The sequence below is a fragment of the Paraburkholderia phenoliruptrix genome (assembly GCF_019511605.1).
GTDB classification, from domain to species: Bacteria; Pseudomonadota; Gammaproteobacteria; order Burkholderiales; family Burkholderiaceae; genus Paraburkholderia; species Paraburkholderia phenoliruptrix_A.
This window is the reverse complement of the sequence record NZ_JAEUAV010000022.1, coordinates 13,444-34,347: the sequence shown is the minus strand read 5'-3', so window position 1 is coordinate 34,347 and position 20,904 is coordinate 13,444. Positions and strand designations below refer to the sequence as shown.

14 protein-coding genes are annotated in these 20,904 nt (G+C 64.1%); 3 read left to right on the top strand and 11 right to left on the bottom strand.

Annotated features, from left to right (window positions below; genetic code table 11):
• Nucleotides 1–1,578: an FAD-binding oxidoreductase gene (locus JNB89_RS23410; protein WP_220363767.1), complete on the top strand. Its 1,578-nt coding sequence runs from the start codon at nt 1–3 to the stop codon at nt 1,576–1,578.
• Nucleotides 1,579–1,724: 146 nt separating this feature from the next.
• A complete protein-coding gene (locus JNB89_RS23405; RefSeq protein ID WP_220363766.1) occupies nt 1,725–2,132 on the top strand; it encodes a hypothetical protein in 408 nt (135 codons plus the stop codon).
• On the opposite strand, the gene JNB89_RS23400 is transcribed toward JNB89_RS23405, so the two are convergent.
• The 8 genes from JNB89_RS23400 to JNB89_RS23365 form a co-directional block, all read right to left on the bottom strand.
• Nucleotides 2,133–3,206: a DUF1571 domain-containing protein gene (locus JNB89_RS23400; RefSeq protein WP_431026599.1), complete on the bottom strand. Its 1,074-nt coding sequence runs from the start codon at nt 3,204–3,206 to the stop codon at nt 2,133–2,135. It lies immediately after the preceding gene.
• 49 nt (nt 3,207–3,255) lie between these two features.
• Complete coding sequence (locus tag JNB89_RS23395) at nt 3,256–5,070, bottom strand: AMP-binding protein (RefSeq protein ID WP_222859033.1); 1,815 nt, start codon at nt 5,068–5,070, stop codon at nt 3,256–3,258.
• A gap of 227 nt (nt 5,071–5,297) precedes the next feature.
• Nucleotides 5,298–6,599 carry an acetyl-CoA C-acetyltransferase gene (locus JNB89_RS23390; protein ID WP_220363806.1) on the bottom strand — a complete coding sequence of 434 codons (1,302 nt, stop codon included), beginning with the start codon at nt 6,597–6,599 and terminating at the stop codon, nt 5,298–5,300.
• A gap of 26 nt (nt 6,600–6,625) precedes the next feature.
• The gene (locus JNB89_RS23385; RefSeq protein ID WP_220363764.1) at nt 6,626–7,561 is read right to left on the bottom strand and encodes a MaoC/PaaZ C-terminal domain-containing protein; all 936 of its coding nucleotides are present in this window, start codon (nt 7,559–7,561) and stop codon (nt 6,626–6,628) included.
• A 2-nt stretch (nt 7,562–7,563) separates the two neighbouring features.
• A complete protein-coding gene (locus tag JNB89_RS23380; protein WP_220363763.1) occupies nt 7,564–9,006 on the bottom strand; it encodes a 3-oxoacyl-ACP reductase in 1,443 nt (480 codons plus the stop codon).
• Nucleotides 9,007–9,124: 118 nt separating this feature from the next.
• Nucleotides 9,125–11,623, bottom strand: coding sequence for an acyl-CoA dehydrogenase (locus tag JNB89_RS23375; protein ID WP_220363762.1), 2,499 nt, complete (start codon nt 11,621–11,623; stop codon nt 9,125–9,127).
• Nucleotides 11,624–11,688: 65 nt separating this feature from the next.
• A complete protein-coding gene (locus JNB89_RS23370; RefSeq protein WP_220363761.1) occupies nt 11,689–12,573 on the bottom strand; it encodes a TetR/AcrR family transcriptional regulator in 885 nt (294 codons plus the stop codon).
• A 372-nt stretch (nt 12,574–12,945) separates the two neighbouring features.
• On the bottom strand, nt 12,946–14,181 hold the full coding sequence (locus JNB89_RS23365) for an MFS transporter (protein ID WP_220363760.1): 1,236 nt from the start codon (nt 14,179–14,181) through the stop codon (nt 12,946–12,948).
• 395 nt (nt 14,182–14,576) lie between these two features.
• Between JNB89_RS23365 and JNB89_RS23360 the strand changes: the two genes are divergently transcribed.
• Nucleotides 14,577–15,761: a hybrid sensor histidine kinase/response regulator gene (locus JNB89_RS23360; RefSeq protein WP_220363759.1), complete on the top strand. Its 1,185-nt coding sequence runs from the start codon at nt 14,577–14,579 to the stop codon at nt 15,759–15,761.
• 97 nt (nt 15,762–15,858) lie between these two features.
• On the opposite strand, the gene JNB89_RS23355 is transcribed toward JNB89_RS23360, so the two are convergent.
• The 3 genes from JNB89_RS23355 to JNB89_RS23345 form a co-directional block, all read right to left on the bottom strand.
• Nucleotides 15,859–16,863, bottom strand: a complete 1,005-nt coding sequence (locus JNB89_RS23355; protein ID WP_220363758.1) for an aliphatic sulfonate ABC transporter substrate-binding protein — start codon at nt 16,861–16,863, stop codon at nt 15,859–15,861.
• 317 nt (nt 16,864–17,180) lie between these two features.
• Nucleotides 17,181–19,367, bottom strand: coding sequence for an ATP-binding response regulator (locus JNB89_RS23350; RefSeq protein WP_220363757.1), 2,187 nt, complete (start codon nt 19,365–19,367; stop codon nt 17,181–17,183).
• 28 nt (nt 19,368–19,395) lie between these two features.
• Nucleotides 19,396–20,610, bottom strand: coding sequence for a hypothetical protein (locus JNB89_RS23345; RefSeq protein ID WP_220363756.1), 1,215 nt, complete (start codon nt 20,608–20,610; stop codon nt 19,396–19,398).
• Between the last annotated feature and the right edge of the window lie 294 nt (nt 20,611–20,904).

Below are 20,904 nucleotides of genomic sequence, written 5' to 3'. Positions count from 1 at the left end.
TTGAGCCGCAACCTGCCGCCGAAACTTTCCGCCGCGCAGTTCGATGCCGCGCTGGCCGCGTGGCGCGCGATTGTCGGCGAGCAGCATGTGGTGAGCTCGGCGGCGGCGCTCTCGGCTTATCGCGATCCGTTTGCACCCGGCGAGCCCGAGGCGTTCGCGGCGAGCGCCGCGCTGCTGCCGTCGTCTGTCGACGAGATTCGCGCGGTGCTGCGGGTAGCCAATCAGTATCGCATTGCGTTGTGGACCGTTTCGACGGGGCGCAATTTCGCTTACGGCGGCGCGGCGCCGCGTCTTACCGGTTCGGTGGTGCTCGATCTGCAACGGCTGAACCGCATCATCGAGGTGAACGAGACGCTCGCGTATGCGCTCGTCGAACCGGGCGTGAGCTACTTCGATCTGCATGCGTATCTGCGCGAGCACGGCTACCGGCTGTGGGTCGATTCGCCGGCGGCGGGTTGGGGCAGCGTGGTCGGCAACACGCTCGAACGCGGTTTCGGCTATACCGCGTACGGCGATCATGCGGCCGCGCAATGCGGGATGGAAGTGGTTCTCGCCAATGGCGACGTGCTGCGCACCGGCATGGGCGCCATCGACACGAGCACCGCCTGGCAGCTTTACCAGCCGGGCTACGGGCCGTCGTTCGACGCGATGTTCATGCAGTCGAACTACGGCGTGGTCACGAAGCTCGGCGTGTGGCTGATGCCGGCGCCGCCCGCGTATCTGCTCGGCGAAATCCAGTTTCGTCATGAGACGGACCTGGAGGCTATCGTCGACATATTGCGGCCGTTGCGGCTCGACGAAACGATCCGCAATCACGCGGTGATCGAAGGCGGCGTGCGCCGCGCAGCCGGATTGTCGGCGCGCGCGCAATGGTATGACGGCCCCGGCGCGATGCCGGAAAGCGCGGTGAGCGCGATGCTCGACAAGCTGAACGTCGGCCGCTGGAACCTGCACTTTGCGCTTTACGGCACGCCCGAGCTGATCGACGCTCGCTATGCAATCGTGCAGCGCGCGTTTGCGCGCGTGCGTGACGCGCGCCTCTACGCGAAGCGTTATTCGGGCGATGCCGAGCCGAGCGGGGGCGGCGATCGCAATCTCGCCGGTATCCCGGCGATGAGCGCGTTCCGCATGCTCGACTGGCGCGGCGGCGCGGGCGTGCACGTGGACTTTGCGCCGATATGTCCCGCGACGGGGCGCGATGCGCTGCGGCAATACTTTATGTTGAAAGCGCGCGCCGCCGAATACGGTTTCGATTACTACGGCGGGTTCACAGCCGGCGTGCGTCATCTGCATCACATTTTTGCGGCGATCTTCGATCGCGACGATGCGGCTCAGGTCGAGGCGGCCGGCGCCTTGCTGCGTTCGCTGATGAGCGACGCGCGCGCGGCCGGCTACGGCCAATATCGCGCGCATCTCGCGTATATGGATTTCGCCGCCGCGCAGTACAGTTTCAACGACGGCGCCTTGCTGCGGTTCTCGGAAACGATCAAGGACGCGCTCGATCCGAACGGCGTTCTCGCGCCGGGCAAGCAGGGGATCTGGCCTGCGGCGTGGCGCGACCGGCGCGGCTATACGTGAGGGGAGCGTGAGGGGAGCGTGAGGGGGCCGGCGCATGGCATCGCACGAAACTCGCGCCACGAACTTACTGCAAGAACTTACCGCAAGAACTTACCGCAAGAACTGACCGCAAGAACTGACCGCAAGAACCCACGTGAAGGACCAGCATGGACCGGCGCACTTTCATGATGACGAGTGCATGGCTTTCCACCACCGCAGGCTGCGCGTGGCCGTGGCTCGCGCATGCCGCGGCGCGAGGCGACACGTTCGCGATTGCCGACTCGACGCTCGCCGCGAGCGCCGCGTTTTCCCGCCATGCCGCGGCGTTGAACCTGCGCACCTTCGAAACCGGCGACGACATCGGTCTGCTCTGGCACGCCACGCTGCTTCCGCTGCTGCACGCCTCGGCGCATGCAGGTGCGGCGCCATGGCTGATAGGCGTGACGCGCGCGTCCGACTACTTCGTGTTGAAAGAGCTCGCCACGCGCGCGACTCATCGGCTCGAACATAGCCATGAACAGGCCGCGCGGTCCGCTCACGTGAGTTTCGTGTTCGCGCCGCGCGAGCCTGGTTAGCTAGAACTTGTAGTCCTTGTTTTTCGGGTCGAACGTCGAGTCGTCGAATGTTTTCGGCGTGATGGTCTCGAAGACGATCTTCTCGAAGATGCGGCCGTCGTTGTCATAAGACTCGATGGTGCGGAAATACGGATGCCGCAAATCGAGCCCCAACGTTTCCTTCTTGGCGTAGAACTGTGGCTGGCCCGTGGGCGTTTCGAAGGTGAAGGCGACCACACGCACGCCGTCGATGGTCTTCACGTCGATCTGCGTCGAACGCGGCAAGCCGGCCTCGATATATTTTTTGCCTTCGGCAAGGTACTGCCGCGCGATGTATTCGGTGCCCAGGTCGCGCACCTGGTGGTTGGATTGCGAGCGGGCGAGGGCGCCGTTCAACGAGGTCCATAGCGGCATGACGTTCATGATGCCGCCCAGGTGACCGTACATTTCGTCCGTGCGCTTCGATTCGTCGTAGATGATCTCCTGACCGGCGTGCGCGCCGTCGGGCAGCCATTTTGCGTAGATGCGCAGCGGATCGTGCGCGACGCGCACCAGCATGTGGTCGGGCTTGTCCGGCCACTTGCCGCGAATGCGCTCCGAGCGCGACATGGTGAACTCATACGACGCGTAGCCGTTCGGACCTTCCTTGATGTAGCGCGGCAATGCGAGCGGATCGAGCGACTTGAAGAGCGCGACCAGCTGCGCGTCGTCGAGCGCTTCGAGCGCACCGCTTTGCTGCGCGGCGCGCAGCCATTTGACCTGCTGATCGAGCGTCAGCTTGCCGACTTGCGATGCCGGCGTGGTGGGAGCTTTCACCGCGCTCGCCGTTTCGAGCGGCGGCGGCTTGTCGTCGTTCTGCGCGAACACGGGTGAAATGCCGAAGCCGAGCGCCGCGCAGACAATCAGCGCGGCACGGGGCAAGGCGCAAGGCCGCACCGCGTGCAGCCTGAACGCGCGGCGCCGCCTCCCCGACGCAGGCTGAGCGGCTTTCGCTTCGCACTGAATCGACGAAAACAGGCATAGGCACGCGCGCAAGCATACGTTCATGCACAAGCGCAAGCGCAGGCCGGACCGTGCCAACAGGCAATGCGTCATCGAACTCTCCCGAAAGGTGGCGCAAGCTCTCACATGAGCGCCTTGCCTGTCAGGCAGACTTTTGCTTCGCGAGTTCCTCGTCACGCAGCGCACGGCGCAGAATCTTGCCGACGTTGGTTTGCGGCAACTCGTCGCGAAACTCCACCGCCTTCGGCACCTTATAGCCCGTCAGATTCTTGCGGCAATGGGCGATCACCTGTTCGGCCGTCAGCGACGCGTTGCGCTTCACGACGAACACCTTCACGCGCTCGCCCTGGGCGTCGTCGGGCACGCCGATTGCCGCTACTTCGCGCACGTCGGGGTGCGCCGCGATCACGTCTTCGATCTCGTTCGGATACACGTTGAAGCCCGACACCAGAATCATGTCCTTCTTCCGGTCGATGAGGCGAATGAAGCCGCGCGAGTCCATTACGCCGATGTCGCCGGTCGCGAGCCAGCCTTCGTCGTCGATAGCCTTGGCGGTTTCCTCGGGACGGTTCCAGTAGCCCTTCATCACCTGCGGTCCCTTCACGCACAGTTCACCCGGCTCGCCGATGTCCGCCCAGCTGCCGTCGTCCTTGCGAAAGCGCACTTGCGTGGAGGGCGCGGGCAGGCCGATCGAGCCTTCGAAGTCGCGCAGGTTCGAAATGTCGACCGGGTTCATCGAGACGATCGGCGAGCATTCGGTCAGGCCGTAACCTTCGATAATTGGCTTGCCTGTCACCGCCTTGAAGCGCTCGGCCACCGAGCGTTGCGTCGCCATGCCGCCCGCCATCGCGAGTTTCAGGTCGGAGAAATCGCGCTTGCAGAACTCCTCGTTTTCGAGAAATGCGTTGTAGAGCGTATTGACGGCCGTCATGCCGGTGAACTTCTCATGGCGGATGATCATCATCACGCGCTTCATGTCCCGCGGATTCGCAATCAGGATGTTGCGCCCGCCGAGTCCCATGAAGATCAGCGCGTTCACCGTCAGCGAATAGATGTGATAAAGCGGCAACGGCGTGAGCACCGTCTCCACTTCGCCGCTCAATTGGCCTTCGGCCCATGCTTTTGCCTGCAACAGATTCGCGATGATGTTGCGGTGCGTGAGCATGGCGCCCTTGGCGACGCCGGTCGTACCGCCCGTGTACTGTAGAAACGCAATGTCGTGATGCGTTAGCCGCACCGGCGTGAGCGGCCGCGCATAACCGACGGCGAGCGCCTTGAGCAGCGGCACGGCTTGCGGAAGTTGGTAGGCGGGCACCATTTTCTTTACATGGCGCAGCATGAAATTGAGCAGACGTCCCTTTGCATTGAAACCGTCTGCGAGCAGGTCGCCCAGTCCCGTCACGATCACGTTCTGCACCCTGGTGCCGGGCAGCGCATCCTGCACCGTCTTCGCAAAGTTTTCGAACACGATGATGGTTTGCGCGCCGCTGTCCTTCAACTGATGCGCAAGCTCGCGCACCGTGTAGAGCGGATTGACGTTCACCACCACGGCGCCCGCTTTCAATACGCCGAAGAGCGACACCGGATATTGGAAGGTGTTCGGCAGCATGATCGCGACGCGCTCGCCGGGCTTCACGCCGATGCTCTGCAAATACGCGGCGAACGCGGTCGCCTTGCGGCCCAGTTCCGCATACGTCATGCTCGCGCCGACGCTCACATACGCTACGCGCTCGCGAAACTGCGCAATACATTCGTCGAAAAAATGAACGATCGACTCGTATTGGCCGACGTCGATTTCATGTGGCACGCCTGCGGGGTACGACGCGTACCAGATGCCGTCGGTGTTCGGCGCGCGCTGCGCGGGTTGCGCCGGTTGGGCTTGCGGCGCGAACTGCGCGCGCCCGTCTGCCTGGTTCGCAGCGGCGGGCGAGGTCGAGGCTTGAGTGGGCTCGGTCATCGGTCGTCTCCTGAAGCCGGGGCTTCATGTGTTGTTTCTGTGTGTACCAGGTCTCTTTGCTCTTGTGCTGCTGGGTGCTGCCGGATGTTCCTGGGTGCTGTCCAGTGCTCCTGCGGCGCTCCTGCGGCGCTCGAGGCCGCCCCCGGTTTTACGGTCCCAGGCGCCGGCGATTGCGTGCCGGTGCCTCTATGCATGTCTTGCCGCGCGCGGCATTCACCCGCCGGCCATTAGCGCTCCAGAATCGCCACTACGCCCTGACCGCCCGCCGCGCAAATCGAAATCAGGCCGCGCGCGCTGCCCGCCGGTTTATCGAGTTGCGCGAGCATCTTCGCGAGACCGGCGACGATGCGCCCGCCCGTCGCCGCAAACGGATGACCCGTCGCGAGCGAGCCGCCGTTCACGTTGAGCCGGCTGCGGTCTATCGCGCCGGGCGGCTCTGCCAGGCCCAACTGCGTGCGGCAGTATTCGTCATCCTGCCATGCCGCGAGCGTGCACAACACCTGCGCCGCAAACGCTTCGTGAATCTCGTAGAAATCGAAGTCCTGCAAGCTCAGTCCCGCTCGCGCGAGCATGCGCGGCACGGCGTAGACGGGCGCCATCAGCAGACCTTCTTTCTTGTCGAAAAAGTCGACCGCGGCGGTTTCCGACCAGCTCAGATACGCGAGCACCGGCAGCCCACGGCGCGCGGCCCATTCTTCGCTCGCGAGCAGCACGGCGGACGCGCCGTCGGTAAGCGGCGTCGAATTGCCGGCGGTCAGCGTGCCGGCGTCGCGGTCGAACGCGGGCTTCAGCGAAGCAAGCTTTTCGAGCGTCAGATCCTCGCGCAGGTTGTTGTCGCGCGCGAGGCCGCGATACGGCGTCATCAGGTCGTTGACGAAACCGCGCTCATACGCGTCGGCGAGCTTGCGGTGGCTCTCGTAAGCAAGCACGTCCTGCGCTTCGCGGGAGATGTTCCAGCGCTTGGCCATCAATTCGCAATGCTCGCCCATGGAAAGACCCGTGCGCGGCTCGCCGTTGCGCGGCAACAGCGGCTTGAACAGCATGCCGGGCCGCAGCTTCGCGAGTGCGCCCACGCGCTCGCCGGTACTTCTGCCGCGATTCGCCTCAAGCAGGATCTTGCGCATGTTTTCGTTCACGCCGATTGGCGCATCCGATGTCGTATCCACACCGCCCGCGATGCCGACGTCGATCTGTCCCAACGCAATCTTGTTGGCGACGAGTATCGTCGTCTCGAGCCCGGTGCCGCAGGCCTGTTGAGCATCGTACGCGGGCGTTTCCTTGGCCAGTGTGGTGGACAGCACGGATTCGCGCGTCAGATTGAAGTCGCGCGAATGCTTGATGACCGCGCCGGCCGCGACTTCGCCGAGGCGCTCGCCATGCAGCCCGTAGCGGTCGATCAGCCCTTGCAGCGTGAAGGTCAGCATGTCCTGATTCGACGCGGTCGCATAAGCCGTGTTCGAGCGCGCAAACGGAATGCGGTTGCCGCCGATAATCGCGACGCGGCGCACTGCGGGCAGCGGGTGAGGCATGCGTGGCTCCATGAGGTGGTCTTCGTTCATTGCAGCCTCCATTGCATGCGGCCGCGCAAATGCGGTTTTTCTCCGGCGATGTCGCGCACTTCGATATCGCGTTCTATCAACGAAGACGCCGCGCTCCACAGCGACGCTTCGCCGGGCAGCGGCATCGGCAGCTTGAATTCGGCGCTGAGCGTGGCTTCGGCAAGGGGCTTCGGCGGTTGCAACGACGAGGCGGCGCGCGCGAGCGTCCACATGCCGTGCGCGATTGCGCGCGGAAAGCCGAACGCCTTGGCGGACAGCGCGCTCAAATGAATCGGGTTGTAGTCGCCGGACACGCTCGCATAGTCGCGGCCGAGCTGCGGCGCGAGTTGCCAGCGAGCAATGCGTTGCAGCGCGGCGCTATCTACTGCAAGCGGATCGAGCTGGGCGCCGCTTGCCGGCACGCCGCGCTTCAGGTAGACGCTGTCGCCGTCCCACACGGCTTCACCGCGCCGGTAGATGCGCGTGTGCAGCAGGAACGCCTGGCCCTTGTCGTGGCGCAGCAGCGCGCCGAACTCCACTTCCACGCGCAGCAGGTCCTGATAGGCGAGCGGCCGGCGCAGCCGCACGTGATTGGCCAGATGCAGCAAACCGACCGCAGGCCACGGAAACGCGGGGTCCGTCAGCATCAGCAGGTGCAATGGAAACGCGAGCAGATGCGGATACGTAAGCGGCACGCCGTGCTCGGGAATGAAGCCGCATACGCGGGCATAACGCCACGCCGGCCCCGGTTCGAGTGCGACGGCGGGGCGCACCAGCCGCAGCGCGGGCAAGTGTGCGGGACGCCCGTGCTTGACGATGCCCGACAACGCGCGTGCATAGAGCCGCGCGGGCGGGGGCAAGGTTTCCACCACCACGGTCTTTGGCCGTACCGTTTCGTGCGGCACGAGCTGGGACGCACGATTGCCGCCGAACGGATCTCCCGGTTCTTCCATGCTCAGGCTCCGATCAGACTCTGTCCGCACACGCGCACCACCTGGCCGCTGATGCCGGCCGACCCCGGATGCGCGAGCCAGGCGATGGTCTGCGCGACGTCCACCGGTTGCCCGCCCTGGCTGAGCGAATTCATGCGGCGGCCCGCTTCGCGAAGCGCAAAAGGCATTTTCGCGGTCATCTGCGTTTCGATGAAGCCCGGCGCGACCGCGTTGATCGTAATGCCGCGTGCGCGCAGCACAGGCGCCATGCTTTGCACGCGGCCGATCACGCCGGCTTTGGAGGTCGCGTAGTTGGTCTGGCCGAGATTGCCCGCGATGCCGCTGATCGACGACACGCCGATAATGCGTCCGCCGTCGCGCAGAATGCCGGCTGCGAGCAGGGCTTCGTCAATCCGCTCTTGGGCCGACAGGTTGATGTCGATCACGCTTTGCCAGGCGGCGGCCGTCATCTTCGCGATGGTCTTGTCTTTGGTGATGCCGGCGTTGTGCACGATGATGTGCACGCCCTGGTCGTCGAGCGCGGCCGCGATCTGCGCGGGCGCTTCGGGCGCTGCGATGTCGAAAGCGAGCGGGGTGCCGTTCAGTTGACGCATGGTGGCTTCCAGCGCATCGCGCGCCGCAGGAATGTCGAGGCCGATCACCTGCGCGCCCTGCGCGGCGAGCACGCTTGCAATCGCCGCGCCGATGCCGCGTGCCGCGCCCGTCACCAGCGCGCGCCGGTTGGCGAGCGGCGCATGCCAGTCGAAGGGCGCTGAGCCGCCGCCGTTCGCGGGCGAGCCCGGCATGCCGGCGCCGAGACCGTCGGCGGAAATCTGCACGACCTGACCGGACACATACGCCGAGCGCGGCGACAGGAAAAAGCGCAGCGTGGCCTCGAGCCGCTCTTCGGCACCGACGCTCACATACACGAGATTGGCGGTGATGCCGCGCCTTGCTTCCTTGCCGAGCGAACGCGTGAGTCCCTCGAGCGCTCGCTGTGCAGTCCATTGCCGCGGGTTCGCGCACTCTTGCGGCGGCCGCCCCAGCACCACGATGCGTCCGCACTTGCCGAGCGAGCGCAGCGTGTCGTGGAAAAACGCATGCAGCGGTTCCATCTGGCTGCTGTCTTCGATACCGCTCGCGTCGAAGATCAACGCGGCAACGCGCGCGGCCGAGCCGGAGTCCGCGGGTTCGAAGCGCCCCGTCATCAGCCCGTGACGGTGCGCGAGCGGCATCCATAAGCCGGCGCTTTCGTGCGCGACACTGGTCACGCCGATGCTCGCCACCAGCTGCGCGAGCGCCTCCAGCAGATGCGGCTCGCGCGCCGCGCCGATCGCGATCAGCCCGCCGAACTCCGGCTCGTGCGCGCGATAGCGGCGCAGCACCTCGGGCCTTGGCAGACCCAGCGAACGCGCAAGGCGCGCGCCGAACGGCGAATTGACGAAGTTCAGGTAAGAGTCGTTCATAGAGTCGATTGCTTTGCCGGGCGCGCCCGCATGTTCGCCAGTGTGCACCGGCCGGCACGCACCGGCGTGCTTGGCAGCAAGCTTTTTTTACAATGCAGGCGCATGACCGGCAGTCGTGTTACAGCGCCGCTTCCAGCGTCGTTTCAAGCGCCTCCTTGCGACGCTGCAGGTTGGCGAGCAGGTCGAAGTCGGCGGGGAAATCGTCGACCTTCACGACCTCGGCCGCATAGCGTGCGTAATCGGCGAGCACGCGCCGCTCGTCGGCATCTATCAAACCTTGTTGCAGCGCGGCGTCGGCCCATGTGGACAGTTGCACGACGCTTTGCGGCATCGGAGCGAGGCGGCGCGCCTTCACGGCGTCCCGGAGCTTCTGTTCGATCTGTGTGAAGCGCGGGTTCAACTCGAACACGAGTTCGCCGTAGCCGATCGCGTCGACGTCGGGATGCGGTACGTACGAGTCGGACACCAGCCGGTCGCGCGCGGCGCCGGGCGCCTGCATCAGCTCGGCAATCTCGCTGCTCAGGCGGTCGGAAGGTTCGCGGTGCGGCAAGCCGAACGGAAAGGCGAGCAGACGCACGAGAGCCGCGGCGAAGCGGTTCGGATAGTTCGCGAGCACGCCGTCGAGCGCGTGTTGCGCGCGGTACAGCGAGTCTTCGACGCCCCAGCGCACTAGCGGCAGATCGTCCGGCTGGCGGCCTTCGTCCTCGAAACGCTTGAGCGTGGCAGAGATCAGATAGAGCTGCGACAGCACGTCGCCAAGGCGCGCGGAAATGCGTTCGCGCCGTTTCAGATCGCCGCCGAGCACGAACATGGAGACGTCCGCGAGCAGCGCGAACACCGTGGCCATGCGCGTGGCGGCGCGATAGTATGCGTGCAGCGGCGCATGCGCGCTGCGCACACGCGCGATCAAGGCGCCGCCGGTAATGCCGTACACGAAGCTGCGGACCACGTTGGACAGCGTGAAGGACAGGTGACCGAAGAAGGCGTCGTCGAAATCGCGCAGGGCCTTCGCGCGGTCCGCTTCGCGCGTTGCGCTCATTTCCTTCAGGACATACGGGTGGCAACGGATCGCGCCCTGGCCGAAGATGATCAGGCAGCGCGTGAGAATGTTCGCGCCTTCCACGGTGATCGCAATGGGCACCTGCTGATAGGCGCGCGCGAGAAAGTTCGACGGCCCCATGCAGATGCCCTTGCCGGCGGCCACGTCCATTGCGTCGTTGATCACCATGCGGGCGCGCTCGGTAATGTGATACTTGGCGATGGCCGAGATCACCGAGGGTTTTTCGCCGAGATCCACCGCATGCGCCGACAGTCTGCGCGCCGCGTCCATCACATACAGATTGCCGCCCATGCGGCCGAGCGCTTCCTGCACGCCCTCGAACTTGCCGATGGCCGTGCGGAACTGCCGGCGCACGGCGGCATATGCACCCGTGCCGCGCACGGCGAGCTTCGCCATGCCGACATTCGACGACGGCAGCGAGATCGCGCGGCCCGCGGCGAGACACTCCATCAGCATGCGCCAGCCGTTGCCCACTTGCGCGCGTCCGCCGATCACCCAGTCGAGCGGAATGAACACGTCCTTGCCCGAGTTCGGGCCGTTCTGGAACACTGCGTTCAGCGGCCAGTGACGCCGGCCGATGTTGACGCCGGGATGATCGGTTGGAATCAGCGCGCAGGTAATGCCGGGTTCGTCGTTCGAGCCGAGCAGGTGATCCGGGTCGAGCGCACGAAAAGCGAGGCCGAGCACGGTGGCAACCGGTCCGAGCGTGATGTAGCGCTTGTCCCACGTGACCCGAAAGCCGAGCGTCTCGCGGCCCGCGAACATGCCCTTGCAGACGATGCCGACGTCCGGAATCGCGGCGGCGTCAGAACCGGCGTATGGGCTCGTCAACGCAAAGCAGGGGATTTCTTCGCCGCGCGCAAGCCGCGGCAGGTAGTGGTTTTTCTGTTCGTCCGTGCCGTAGTGCATGAGCAGCTCGGCAGGGCCGAGCGAATTGGGCACCATGACTGAAACGGCGGCGGCCGAGCAGCGCGTGGCGAGCTTCATGATGACCTGCGAATGCGCGTAAGCGGAGAACTGCTTGCCGCCGTACTGCTTCGGAATGATCATGCCGAGAAAGCCGCGTTCCTTGATGAACTGCCATGCCTGCGGTGAGAGATCCTGCCACACTGTGGTGGTTTCCCAGTCGTTCGCGAGATCGCACAACTGTTCGCATTCGTTGGCGAGAAACGATTGCTCTTCGGCGCTCAGGGTCGCGGGGCCGTAGCCGAGCAGCGTGTCCCAATGCGGGCGGCCGGAGAAGAGTTGTGCGTCCCACCAGACGGTGCCGGCTTCAATCGCGTCGCGCTCGGTGGGCGACATTTCCGGCAGGATCTTGCGGAACATGTCGAGCACAGGCCTAGCGAGCCATGTGCGCCGCAAAGGCTTCACGGCGAGTACGAGCGCAGGTAGCACCAGCACGACGGCGAGTAGCGCGCTTGCCGCCACGCCGGCCGCTGCGCTCAGACGCACCGCCGCGACCCACACGATCATGAAGGCGAGCCACGCAAGCGCGCGCGCCTGGAAGTACATGAGCGCAAGCGCACCCACGGCGAGCAGCAGGACAAACCACGACATGACGTTTCCTCCCAGTTTCTGTGCTGCGTGCGAACGCATCCACGTTGCGTGGACGGCTCGCGTTCTTATTGATGTTGTGCCAGCGGGCTCGCGTCGGCTTGCCCGAACGATGCATTCGCTGCGCAAGCCGATGAAGCGGGTCCGCGCGGCTCGCCGTGCGCTGCATCGGCGGCATGGCCCGCGAGAGGGCATGCATTGTCCGGGCTGCCGCCAAAGCTTGGGTTCGTTCCTGCACACGCGTCCTTGTCAGTCGCGTCGCCGAGCACCGCCGCGAACATGGCCAGTTGCGACGCATCGGGCAACGGCGCCTTGAGCGCAGCGACCATGAGCGAGGCGAGGCGGGCGATCAGTTGCAGGTCGTTCATTGTCTTGCCCTGCGAGAACTCGGCTATCAGGCTCTCGGTGTCCGCGCCCGCGAGCACACCCGACAGCGCGCCGATCGCGAAGTGCAGGCGCCAGCCCAACTCCTCGCGTGGCAGATGCGGCAGCGCCCGTTGGAACGCATCGAAAAAACGCACGGCGACCGACGCATAGTGCGCGTTCAGAAAGTCGCGAATGAAGGTAGAAGGGTCCGTGTAAGCGCGGCCCAGCAAGCGCAGAAACGCCTTGCCGCCCACGCGCGGATCGCGCGAAAGCCGCAGCGCCGGAATGAACATCGCGCCGAGCACGTGCTCGCAGGTCAGCCGCTCGCCAAGCATCCGGTCAAAGCGCTCCAGCAGCTTCACGCGCTCTTCGTTGAGGCGGTCCAGCCGGCGCGACAGCATCGAGTGAATCAGCGATTCCTTGCTGCCGAAGTGATAGTTGACCGCCGCCAGATTGACTTCGGCGCGCGAAGTGATCTGCCGCAGCGACATGGCCTCGTATCCGCAATCGATGAAGAGCGTCTCAGCTGCGTCGAGGATGCGTGACTTCGTATCGCCGGTGTGCCGGCTCGTTGTGCGACCTGCCATGTTGCGTCTCCTGATTGCCGGGCGTCCGGCCCGCGAACAGGCGATTCAAATGTGAATTTGAAACAGCCGTTTTTTTGAGGATAAGAAGGATGGTGAAGCTGAGCAAGGTCTGGTTGTCGATTAACTCCTCTAGAAGAGTTGAAGCCCTTTACAGATGCTCGCGTGCGCAGAAAGCCCGTGCGAAAACAAAAAAGCCGTTCCGACGGATCGGAACGGCCTCGTATAAATGATGCCTGGTTTGGCCCTGCGCTCACGCGCTTGTGTAAGTCGGCATGGTCTTCATGCCGTGGCGGTTCTGACCGCCTTTGTGTCTATTGTGCCCGAGAACCGCGCGGCGAAATAGCCGTTTGTTTTGAACGTCTGAAGCCGACCTCACACACGCTGGCTTTGCACATGCTCGCCGACGTGCGCGGCCGACTGCGTCATGTCGATGCCGCGCCGCTCGCGGCTAAACGGAATCAGCGCGCAGATCACGAGCGCGACGATGCCGATCACGACCGCCATGACGAGCGCATAGTTGTTGCCGTGCGCCTCGGCGGCGCTCGCCTGAAGCGGCCCGTTCACCGACGCGATCAGATTGCCTAACTGATACACGAGACCTGGAAACGTGGCGCGAATTTCGTCGGGCGAGATCTCGTTCAGATGAACCGGAATCACGCCCCATGCGCCTTGCACGGAGATCTGCATGAGGAACGCGCCCACCGCGAGCAACACCGGCGTGCTTGAAAAAGCCCACAGCGGCAGCACCGGCAACGCGATCAGCGCGGCAATGAAGATGGCGCGCTTGCGCCCGATCTTCTCCGACAACATGCCGAAAAAGAGCCCGCCGCAGATCGCGCCGACGTTCAGCGTGATCGTGATGAGCGACACCGTATGCGCGTCGAACTGATGCTGCACGCGCAGGAAAGTCGGGTACAGGTCCTGCGATCCGTGCGAGAAGAAGTTGAAGGCGGTCATCAGCACGATCGCGTAGAGCGACAGCTTGACGTTCTGCTTCAAGGTCGCAACGAGGCCGGGACGCGCCTGCTTCTCGAGTGTCCTGAAGGCCGGCGACTCCGGCACGTGCGCGCGGATGTACAGCACGAGCAGCGCGGGCAGCACGCCGACAAAGAACATGCCGCGCCAGCCGATGTATTGGTACAACACGCCGAATACCACCGAGGCGAGCAGATAGCCGCTCGGATACCCCGCCTGCAGCAGGCCGGAGACTATGCCGCGCGACTTCGGCGGCACGGTCTCCATGGTCAGGGCGCCGCCCACGCCCCATTCGCCGCCCATCGCAATGCCGAAGAGAGCACGCAGCACGAGCAGCGTGGCGAGATTCGGCGAGAAACCCGAGAGCAGTTCAAGCAGCGAGAAGCACGCGATGTTGACCATCAGCGTGGGCCGGCGGCCGTAGCGGTCCGCGAGCCAGCCGAAAATCAGCGCGCCGAGCGGGCGCATCATCAGGGTCAGCATGATGCCGAACGCCACGTCGGGGATTTTCGTATTGAATTCGGCGGCAATATCTTTCAATACGAACACCATTAGAAAGAAATCGAATGCGTCGAGTGTCCAGCCGAGATAGGCGGCGATCGTGACGTTTCTCTGTTCCCGTGTCCAGCTCATGTCTCTGTTCTCCTCGTATCCACCCGGCCTGTAAGCGGCCGCGTGCGGTGCAAAGTGCCGGTAAGCCCGCGTGGCGGGTGTTTCGAGCGCGAGTGTACGCCCACCTTCGGGCGGCTGCAGGCATCGGCGCAGCGCGATCGGTGTTTATCCCTGGAGCAATTAGCGTGCTGAATGCGCGGTTAAAGCTAAATGTCGGTGTAATGTAATGCTTGTATTGGCGCTGTTTGCCGACGCGTTTGCAAAATGTAATAGAAATGCATTTACTGAAGCCGCCATCCGGGCAAAATGACCTGGTCGTTTTGCGTACTCGAGCCGACTTTTCCGCTTTGCCGCGGCCCAACGGTAGAATGCAACCGACCCTGTCGGCATTCGCCAATGGATGAGCCCGAAACGCGATGAGCGAAACCCCACAAGCCGCAACGCAAGCCACTCTGCAAGCGCCGTTCGCCGTTCTCTTCGTCGACGACGATGAAATGTCGCGCAACCACTTCGCGCGCGCGGTGCGCGACGATTACCGCGTGCATCTGGCGCGCGACGCAGACGAAGCGATCGCACTATTGCAGAACCTGGGGCCGGAGATTGCCGTGCTCGTCACCGACTTTCGGATGCCGGGCCGCGACGGCGGCCATTTGCTGCGCGAGGTCGCGAACCTGTATCCGCAGATCGTGCGCATCCTCGTGACCGCGTATGCCGACAAGGACATGCTGCTGCAAACCTTCAACACGGCCGACCTGTTCCGCATACTCGAAAAGCCGCTGCGCGCAGATTCGGTGCGCGATGTGCTGCGGCAGGCAGTGGCGCGTTACGCCGAGCGTGAAACGCGCCAGCAGCGGCTGCTCGCAATGGACGAAACCCTCGCGTTCCTCGCCCACGAACTCAATACGCCGCTTGCCGCGATCTCGCTTTTTGCCCGCTCGGTGGAACACGACGTCGCGCAGGAATACGATCCGCAGCGTCAGCGGGACATTGGTCTCGCGGCCACTTCGATGCTGAATAACGCGCAGTACTGCCTGACGCTGATCTCGTCGTTCTGGGCGACGGTGCACAAGAGCGGCGGCCAGCAGTCGGCGCCCGGCAGTGCGGCGCGCGAAGTGAAGGCCACGCGTCTTGTCGCGACGCTACTCGATTCGTATCCGTTTGCGGGCGCGCAGCGCGACTGTGTGGAAGTCGAGGCGCACGGCGATTTCGTCGTTCACGCGATGCCTAATTGCGTCGCGCTGGTGCTTTCTTCACTGATCTCGAATGCGTTGCGGGCGCTCGAAGGCTGCCGCACGCCTTTGCTGCGCATTGAAGTGACGGGCGAGCCGGAGCCCGCCATTCGCCTGCTGGACAACGGCCCGGGTATCGAGCCGGAGGTCAGGGCGCGCCTGCTGCTGGACCCTGTGACGACGCACGCGGGCAGTGGCGGCCACGGCATGGGTATGATCTTTTGCAACCGCATCATGCAGTCGTTCGGCGGCGGACTCGGCATCGAATCGACACCCGGTGAGGGCACCACTGTCACAATGCGCTTTCCCGCGCGAAGAGGCCGTTTGCAGGACGACGCCAGCGAACCGGCGCCGGACAGCCACGCCGCCTGAGCGGGGCACAGCCGGCGGCTTCCGCTTAATGCTCGCGCATGGCGCTGTCGTCGTATGCTCGTTGCTCGCGTTGACCCCGTATGCGCTTTAGCGTTGGCTAGTCGCCGATAAGCCTGGCCTGCTTCGACGCGTAGTCCCAGTACTGCGCCTGTCTGGTCTCGATACGCGCGGGCAGCAGGCCGTTCTTGAAGAACGCGTCGGCGATGACCTGCTGCTCGCTGAAGTGCTGGGCGGCCACCGCCCGTACCTGATAGCTGCGGCGCGCGTTCGCCCGTTGGATCGTCGATGCGTCGAGTCCCCACACAGGCGCGAGCGTCCTGGCCGCTTCGTCTGGATGCGCGCGCAACCATTCTCCCGCCTGCTTCAGCTGATCGAACAGGATCTGCACGACCTCGGGGTGCGCCGACGCAAACGTGCGCGACGCGAGATAGTAGCGCTGATACGAAGCGAGACCGTTGCCGTCCGCGAGTATCCGTACGTCCGGGTTCCTGTCGACGGACGCAACATACGGGTCCCACGTGACCCATGCATCGACGCTGTCGCGCTCGAAAGCCGCGCGGCCATCGGCGGGCGCGAGGTAACTCGTTCTGACATCGCTTGCCGCGATGCCCGCCTTGCCGAGCGCGGCGAGCAGCAGATAGTGGCTGCCCGCCGCTTTCGTAACCGCGATGCGTTTGCCCTTGAGATCGGCGAGCGAGTGCAGCGCACTGTCCTTCTTGACGATGATTGCCTGCGCGCCCGGCGACGGCGCCTCTTGCGCGACATAGACGAAGCGCGCCTGCGCGGCTTGCGCAAAGATCGGCACTGTGTCGGCGACGTCGGCGCTGAAGTCGACAGCATCGACGTTCAACGCTTCCGTCAAGGGCAGGCCGCTCGTGAACTCGTTCCACGACACTCGCACGTTCAACGGCGCCAGCGCTTTTTCGAGCGTGCCGCGTACCTTTAGCAGCGTGATCAACGTCGACGACTTCTGATAACCGATGCGCAGAGTCAACGGCGTAATCGTCGGTGCGCTCGTTTGCGTGAAGCTCGGTGCGCTGGCGAGAGTCAAGATGCCGGCCAGTGCGATGCGGGCGAAGGCCCGTCTTGTGAGATATGTCATAGCGGTCCGTGCGTCGCTGAATCGGGCAAGACAATGGAGGATTGCGCCATCGTAGCAACGGGATCGCCGCTGGCTAAGCGAGTGTTTCTGCTTTCGATCTCACGCTTCGTGATAAGCGCGAACGTATGGAGGGGGGCGGTCGCTTGGCGGGCCGTTGCGGCATGGATACAAGGTCACCACGTCAAACAGGCATTTGTCGAGATATTTTTCGGTAATTAAATGGGGATGAGCCATCGTCATCTATACGTCGGTCTATACGCCTATTCTGTCGCACTACGAACTGATGCGTGCCAAGCGTAATGTCATCGTGATTGTCACTATGCCTGGACTGTCCTTTCAGGCCCCGACGCCGGCCCCGCAGCGTACAGCGCGCCCGCTAAGCTCGCGTTGCCGCCGGCAGCACCGTCGCCTTGCTGCGCGAACTGCCTGGTCAGGCATGCATACAGCGAGCCGACCTGTACCGGCTTGACCAGCACCTCGTTCATGCCTGCGCCCATGCACGCCTGTACCGAACCGAGATCCGCGTAGCTCGTCAACGCGACGATCGGCACGTTCGCATAGGCATCGCTGCGGGCGCGAATCGCGGCTGCGGTGTCGAGACCTCCCATGCCCGGCATGTTCATGTCCACCACGATCGCGTCGACGGCGAGCCCTTCGTCGAGCCGCTCCAGTACCGCCTGCCCATGTTCGGCTTCGACGACGCTCGCGCCGAAACGCTCCAGGTATGCCTTGGCGACGAGCCGGCTGTAGGTGTCGTCGTCGGCAACCAGAATCGACTTGCCGGAGAAGTCGTCAAAGCGGTGGTTCACAGCTCGCCGGGTGCCGTTTTCGAAGAGCGCCTGCAGCGACGCGAAGAGTTCCATTGAGCTGCAGGACTTGCTGATCATGTCGTCCATGCCGGCGCGCCGCGCGAGCACGCGCGCGACGTTGCCCGGTTCCGACGTGTAGGCGGCCACCAGCACGTTCGCGTTCGGATGATCACGCCCGGCGCGCAACCGTTCGGTGGCCGTATAGCCGTCGAGCACGGGCATGTTGACGTCCATCAGCACGAGGTCGTAGGCCGTTGCTTCGCGCAACATCGTCAATGCGATCTCGCCGTTTTCCGCCTCGCTCACGAGGGCGCCCACCCGGGCGAGCGTGCGCTGCGTGCGCGTGCGGTGCGCGGCGTCGTCGTCGGCAAGAAGAATGCGCTTGCCGTCGAGCACGGCTCTCGCGCGCTCGAGCACCGCGCGCTCGTGCGCGGCCAGCTCGCTTTCGGTGACAGGCGGGAACTGCAGTGTGAACTGCGTGAACTTGCCCGGCTCCGATTTGCAGGCAATGCTGCCGCCGAAAGCGCGCATCGCGCGCTGACAGTACGCGAGTCCGAGTCCCGTACCGGCCGAGTTGCCCGCGGTGCGAAACGGCTCGAACAGATGCGGCAGGATGTCCGGCGAAATGCCGCTGCCGGTGTCGCGCACGGTGACCGAATGCCGGTCCACGGTGAGCGTGAGCGTGGCCGAAGGAAGCGGCGCAATGTGGTGCAGCGCGTTCTTGATCAGGTTGAAGAGGGTGAAGAGGTAGACCGTCTCGTCCACCTTGAAAGTGAAATCCTCCAGCACGACGAGGCGCACCTTGCCGCGTTCCTTTTTATCCGCGAAGCCGTACTCGTCGAGCGCCTTGCGGGTGGTGGCCGCCGCGCTCAGATAAGCAAGCGAGTCCGAGCGGATCTGTTTCGCGCCGACTTCGTCGAGCGTCATGGCGATCACCCGCAGACCGCGCTCGATCGACAACTGCCCGTGCGCGAGATGCCGGTACAGCAGCGCCGCGCCCGCGCCGGACAGTGCGGGTGCGCGGCCCCCTTCGGTGAGAGCGGGCAGTGTTTCTTCGACGCGGTCGAGCACGTGCTTCAACTGGCTGAGCGGGTTGCGCATTTCATGTGCGATGGAGCCGGCGAGTGCCTGCAGCGCACGGTTTTTCTCGACGAAGATGCGCCCTTTACTGATCGCATGGGCAAACGCCATGCTGCACAACACGACGACCGGCAGCACGGCGAGGTCCGACTGATTGGCGGTGCTGAGCACGATGGGAGCGGGCGAGCTGGCCACCGCGGCCAGCGCGCCGGAGAGCATGCCGATGCCGATGCAGCCCATCAGCAGAAAGGGATTGTCGATGCACAACGCCATGATGAAGATCATCATGACTTCAGTCATCATCCACATGGTGGAGAAGGAATTTCTGATCGCGAGGAACGTGCACGCGAACGGCAGTACGTAGATCAGGCACAGATGCCAGTAGACCAGCAGGTAGGCGTTGAACCGTTTCGGCCAGCGCGCCTGGAAGATCAACGGAATACAGATGAGCGCCGCGCTCAGACGCAGCGGCAGATTGTCGTACGGCTGCGGCAGGAGGTAAGTCCAGACCAGGTAATAGACGGGGTGGCATACGAGGCCGAGTACGCCTCCCCATCGGATTGCAAACCGGCTTCGGTCCAGCACGTCCTGCATGCTTTCGCGCGGTATGATCATCTGGCCTCCAGTGACATTGACGACCCGGTTAATTCATATTTGCGGTTACGCCCAGATCGTGGTTGATCGCCGAGCCGTCCTTGCCGTGAAAAGGTCCGACCGAGAATCCGTACTTTTTCAACAGGCCATGAGTATAGGAGACGGACCATACGGGCGGGCTGCCGATGATGAAGTCGGAAGCGATACCTTCCTGCCAGGCGGCATAGCCCTCGGCGAAACAGGTATAGCAGTCGCGCGTGCTCGGCAGCCTGAACGGAAAGCGCGAATCGAGACCGGCCGGGCCGCGCGCGAAACATTCAATATATAGCGTATGTCCGCGCGACGCGAGTTCCGCCTCCACGCTCGCGGCGCGCGGGTGGGAGTCGTCGATCCAGAAGCGGGCCCGTTTCAGGTCGGCAGCCGTCAGATAAGGCACGCTGGTGCTGCTCGCGAGAATCGCGCCGTCGAACTGCGGCAAGGGCTTCTCGGGGCTGAAGGTGTGGACCGACACTTTGGTGTGTCCGAGCAGGTCGGCCGCCATCAGCTCGCGGGCCTGATCCGCCAGCAGGTTGATCTTGTCCGGCAGGTCGATCAGCACCAGTTCGCGCGGCGTTTCCTTGTAGAGCAGGTACTTGGCTACCGTCGTGCCGAGCCGTCCCGCCGCGCCGAAGAGTGCGAGCTTCATGTTGCCGAATTCGAGGTCGAGCTCGTTGCAGCAGTGAATCGCCCAGTCTTTCAGCATGGCCGCGGTGGCCGCGTGGCCCGTCGTGATATGCGGCGGCTTTGTCTGCCGGGGCAGCGCTCCATAGTTGCAGGCGTATGGCGTGGAGGCGCCCATCGCGACCATGTTCAGGCCCGCCTGCTTTGCCAGTTCCAGCGCGGGGAAAAACTGCGTTTCGCGAAACCGCTTGATGCCGCGCGGGCTGCCGAGCCAAAGCTCGAGCGGCACCGGGCACGCAATGTTGGCGCCGATCATCTGCGAGCCGAGATAGATCGGCGAGGCAATGAAAGGACTGGTGCGCCAGAGCTCTTCCTCGAATGACGCGTTGCGGGTCTTGACGTTGTGAAAGGAGAAAGAAAGCGTCTCCCAGTCCGTAGCGTGAAAGAGAAAGCCTATGCCACCCTGGCCCGCCGGCAGATTGTCGCGAATCTGCTCGGGGTGAATCGTGTGTTTGAGCGTGAGCGGCGCACCGGCCGGGCGCAGTATCGAGCTGCTGTGCATGTCGCCGGCAATTGATGGTTGGTTGTAAAGAGACGTTCCCATTGTGGTTTTTCCTTTGGTCCTTGAGTGAGTCCGCGCCGGGAGTCGGCGCGGCTTCGCCGGCCGGCACTGGCCGGCGATCCATCAACTCTAGAGAAATCCAATAGTCTTTGTCCGTGTGTTCGTGCGCATCGTCCGCCGATTGACCGGTCGGGCGATTGGGGGGATTGGCCGATTAGCCGATTGGGGGATTGGCGGGTTGCGGGATTAGCCGATTGGCCGATAGGCCGGTGGCCCGATCTGGACGCTCGACGCCCGGCCCCGAAATAAATTGCTCATGCAATGGAATAGCTGCCT

Bases quoted from the DNA above. Each gene is read 5' to 3' on its own strand.
- JNB89_RS23375 (WP_220363762.1), bottom strand. From the start codon at position 11,623: ATGTCGTGGTTTGTCCTGCTGCTCGCCGTGGGTGCGCTTGCGCTCATG.
- JNB89_RS23400 (WP_431026599.1), bottom strand. From the start codon at position 3,206: ATGACGCATTGCCTGTTGGCACGGTCCGGCCTGCGCTTGCGCTTGTGC.
- JNB89_RS23350 (WP_220363757.1), bottom strand. From the start codon at position 19,367: ATGATCATACCGCGCGAAAGCATGCAGGACGTGCTGGACCGAAGCCGG.
- JNB89_RS23365 (WP_220363760.1), bottom strand. From the start codon at position 14,181: ATGAGCTGGACACGGGAACAGAGAAACGTCACGATCGCCGCCTATCTC.
- JNB89_RS23360 (WP_220363759.1), top strand. From the start codon at position 14,577: ATGAGCGAAACCCCACAAGCCGCAACGCAAGCCACTCTGCAAGCGCCG.
- JNB89_RS23380 (WP_220363763.1), bottom strand. From the start codon at position 9,006: ATGAACGACTCTTACCTGAACTTCGTCAATTCGCCGTTCGGCGCGCGC.
- JNB89_RS23355 (WP_220363758.1), bottom strand. From the start codon at position 16,863: ATGACATATCTCACAAGACGGGCCTTCGCCCGCATCGCACTGGCCGGC.
- JNB89_RS23390 (WP_220363806.1), bottom strand. From the start codon at position 6,599: ATGCCTCACCCGCTGCCCGCAGTGCGCCGCGTCGCGATTATCGGCGGC.
- JNB89_RS23345 (WP_220363756.1), bottom strand. From the start codon at position 20,610: ATGGGAACGTCTCTTTACAACCAACCATCAATTGCCGGCGACATGCAC.
- JNB89_RS23370 (WP_220363761.1), bottom strand. From the start codon at position 12,573: ATGGCAGGTCGCACAACGAGCCGGCACACCGGCGATACGAAGTCACGC.
- JNB89_RS23395 (WP_222859033.1), bottom strand. From the start codon at position 5,070: ATGACCGAGCCCACTCAAGCCTCGACCTCGCCCGCCGCTGCGAACCAG.
- JNB89_RS23405 (WP_220363766.1), top strand. From the start codon at position 1,725: ATGGACCGGCGCACTTTCATGATGACGAGTGCATGGCTTTCCACCACC.
- JNB89_RS23385 (WP_220363764.1), bottom strand. From the start codon at position 7,561: ATGGAAGAACCGGGAGATCCGTTCGGCGGCAATCGTGCGTCCCAGCTC.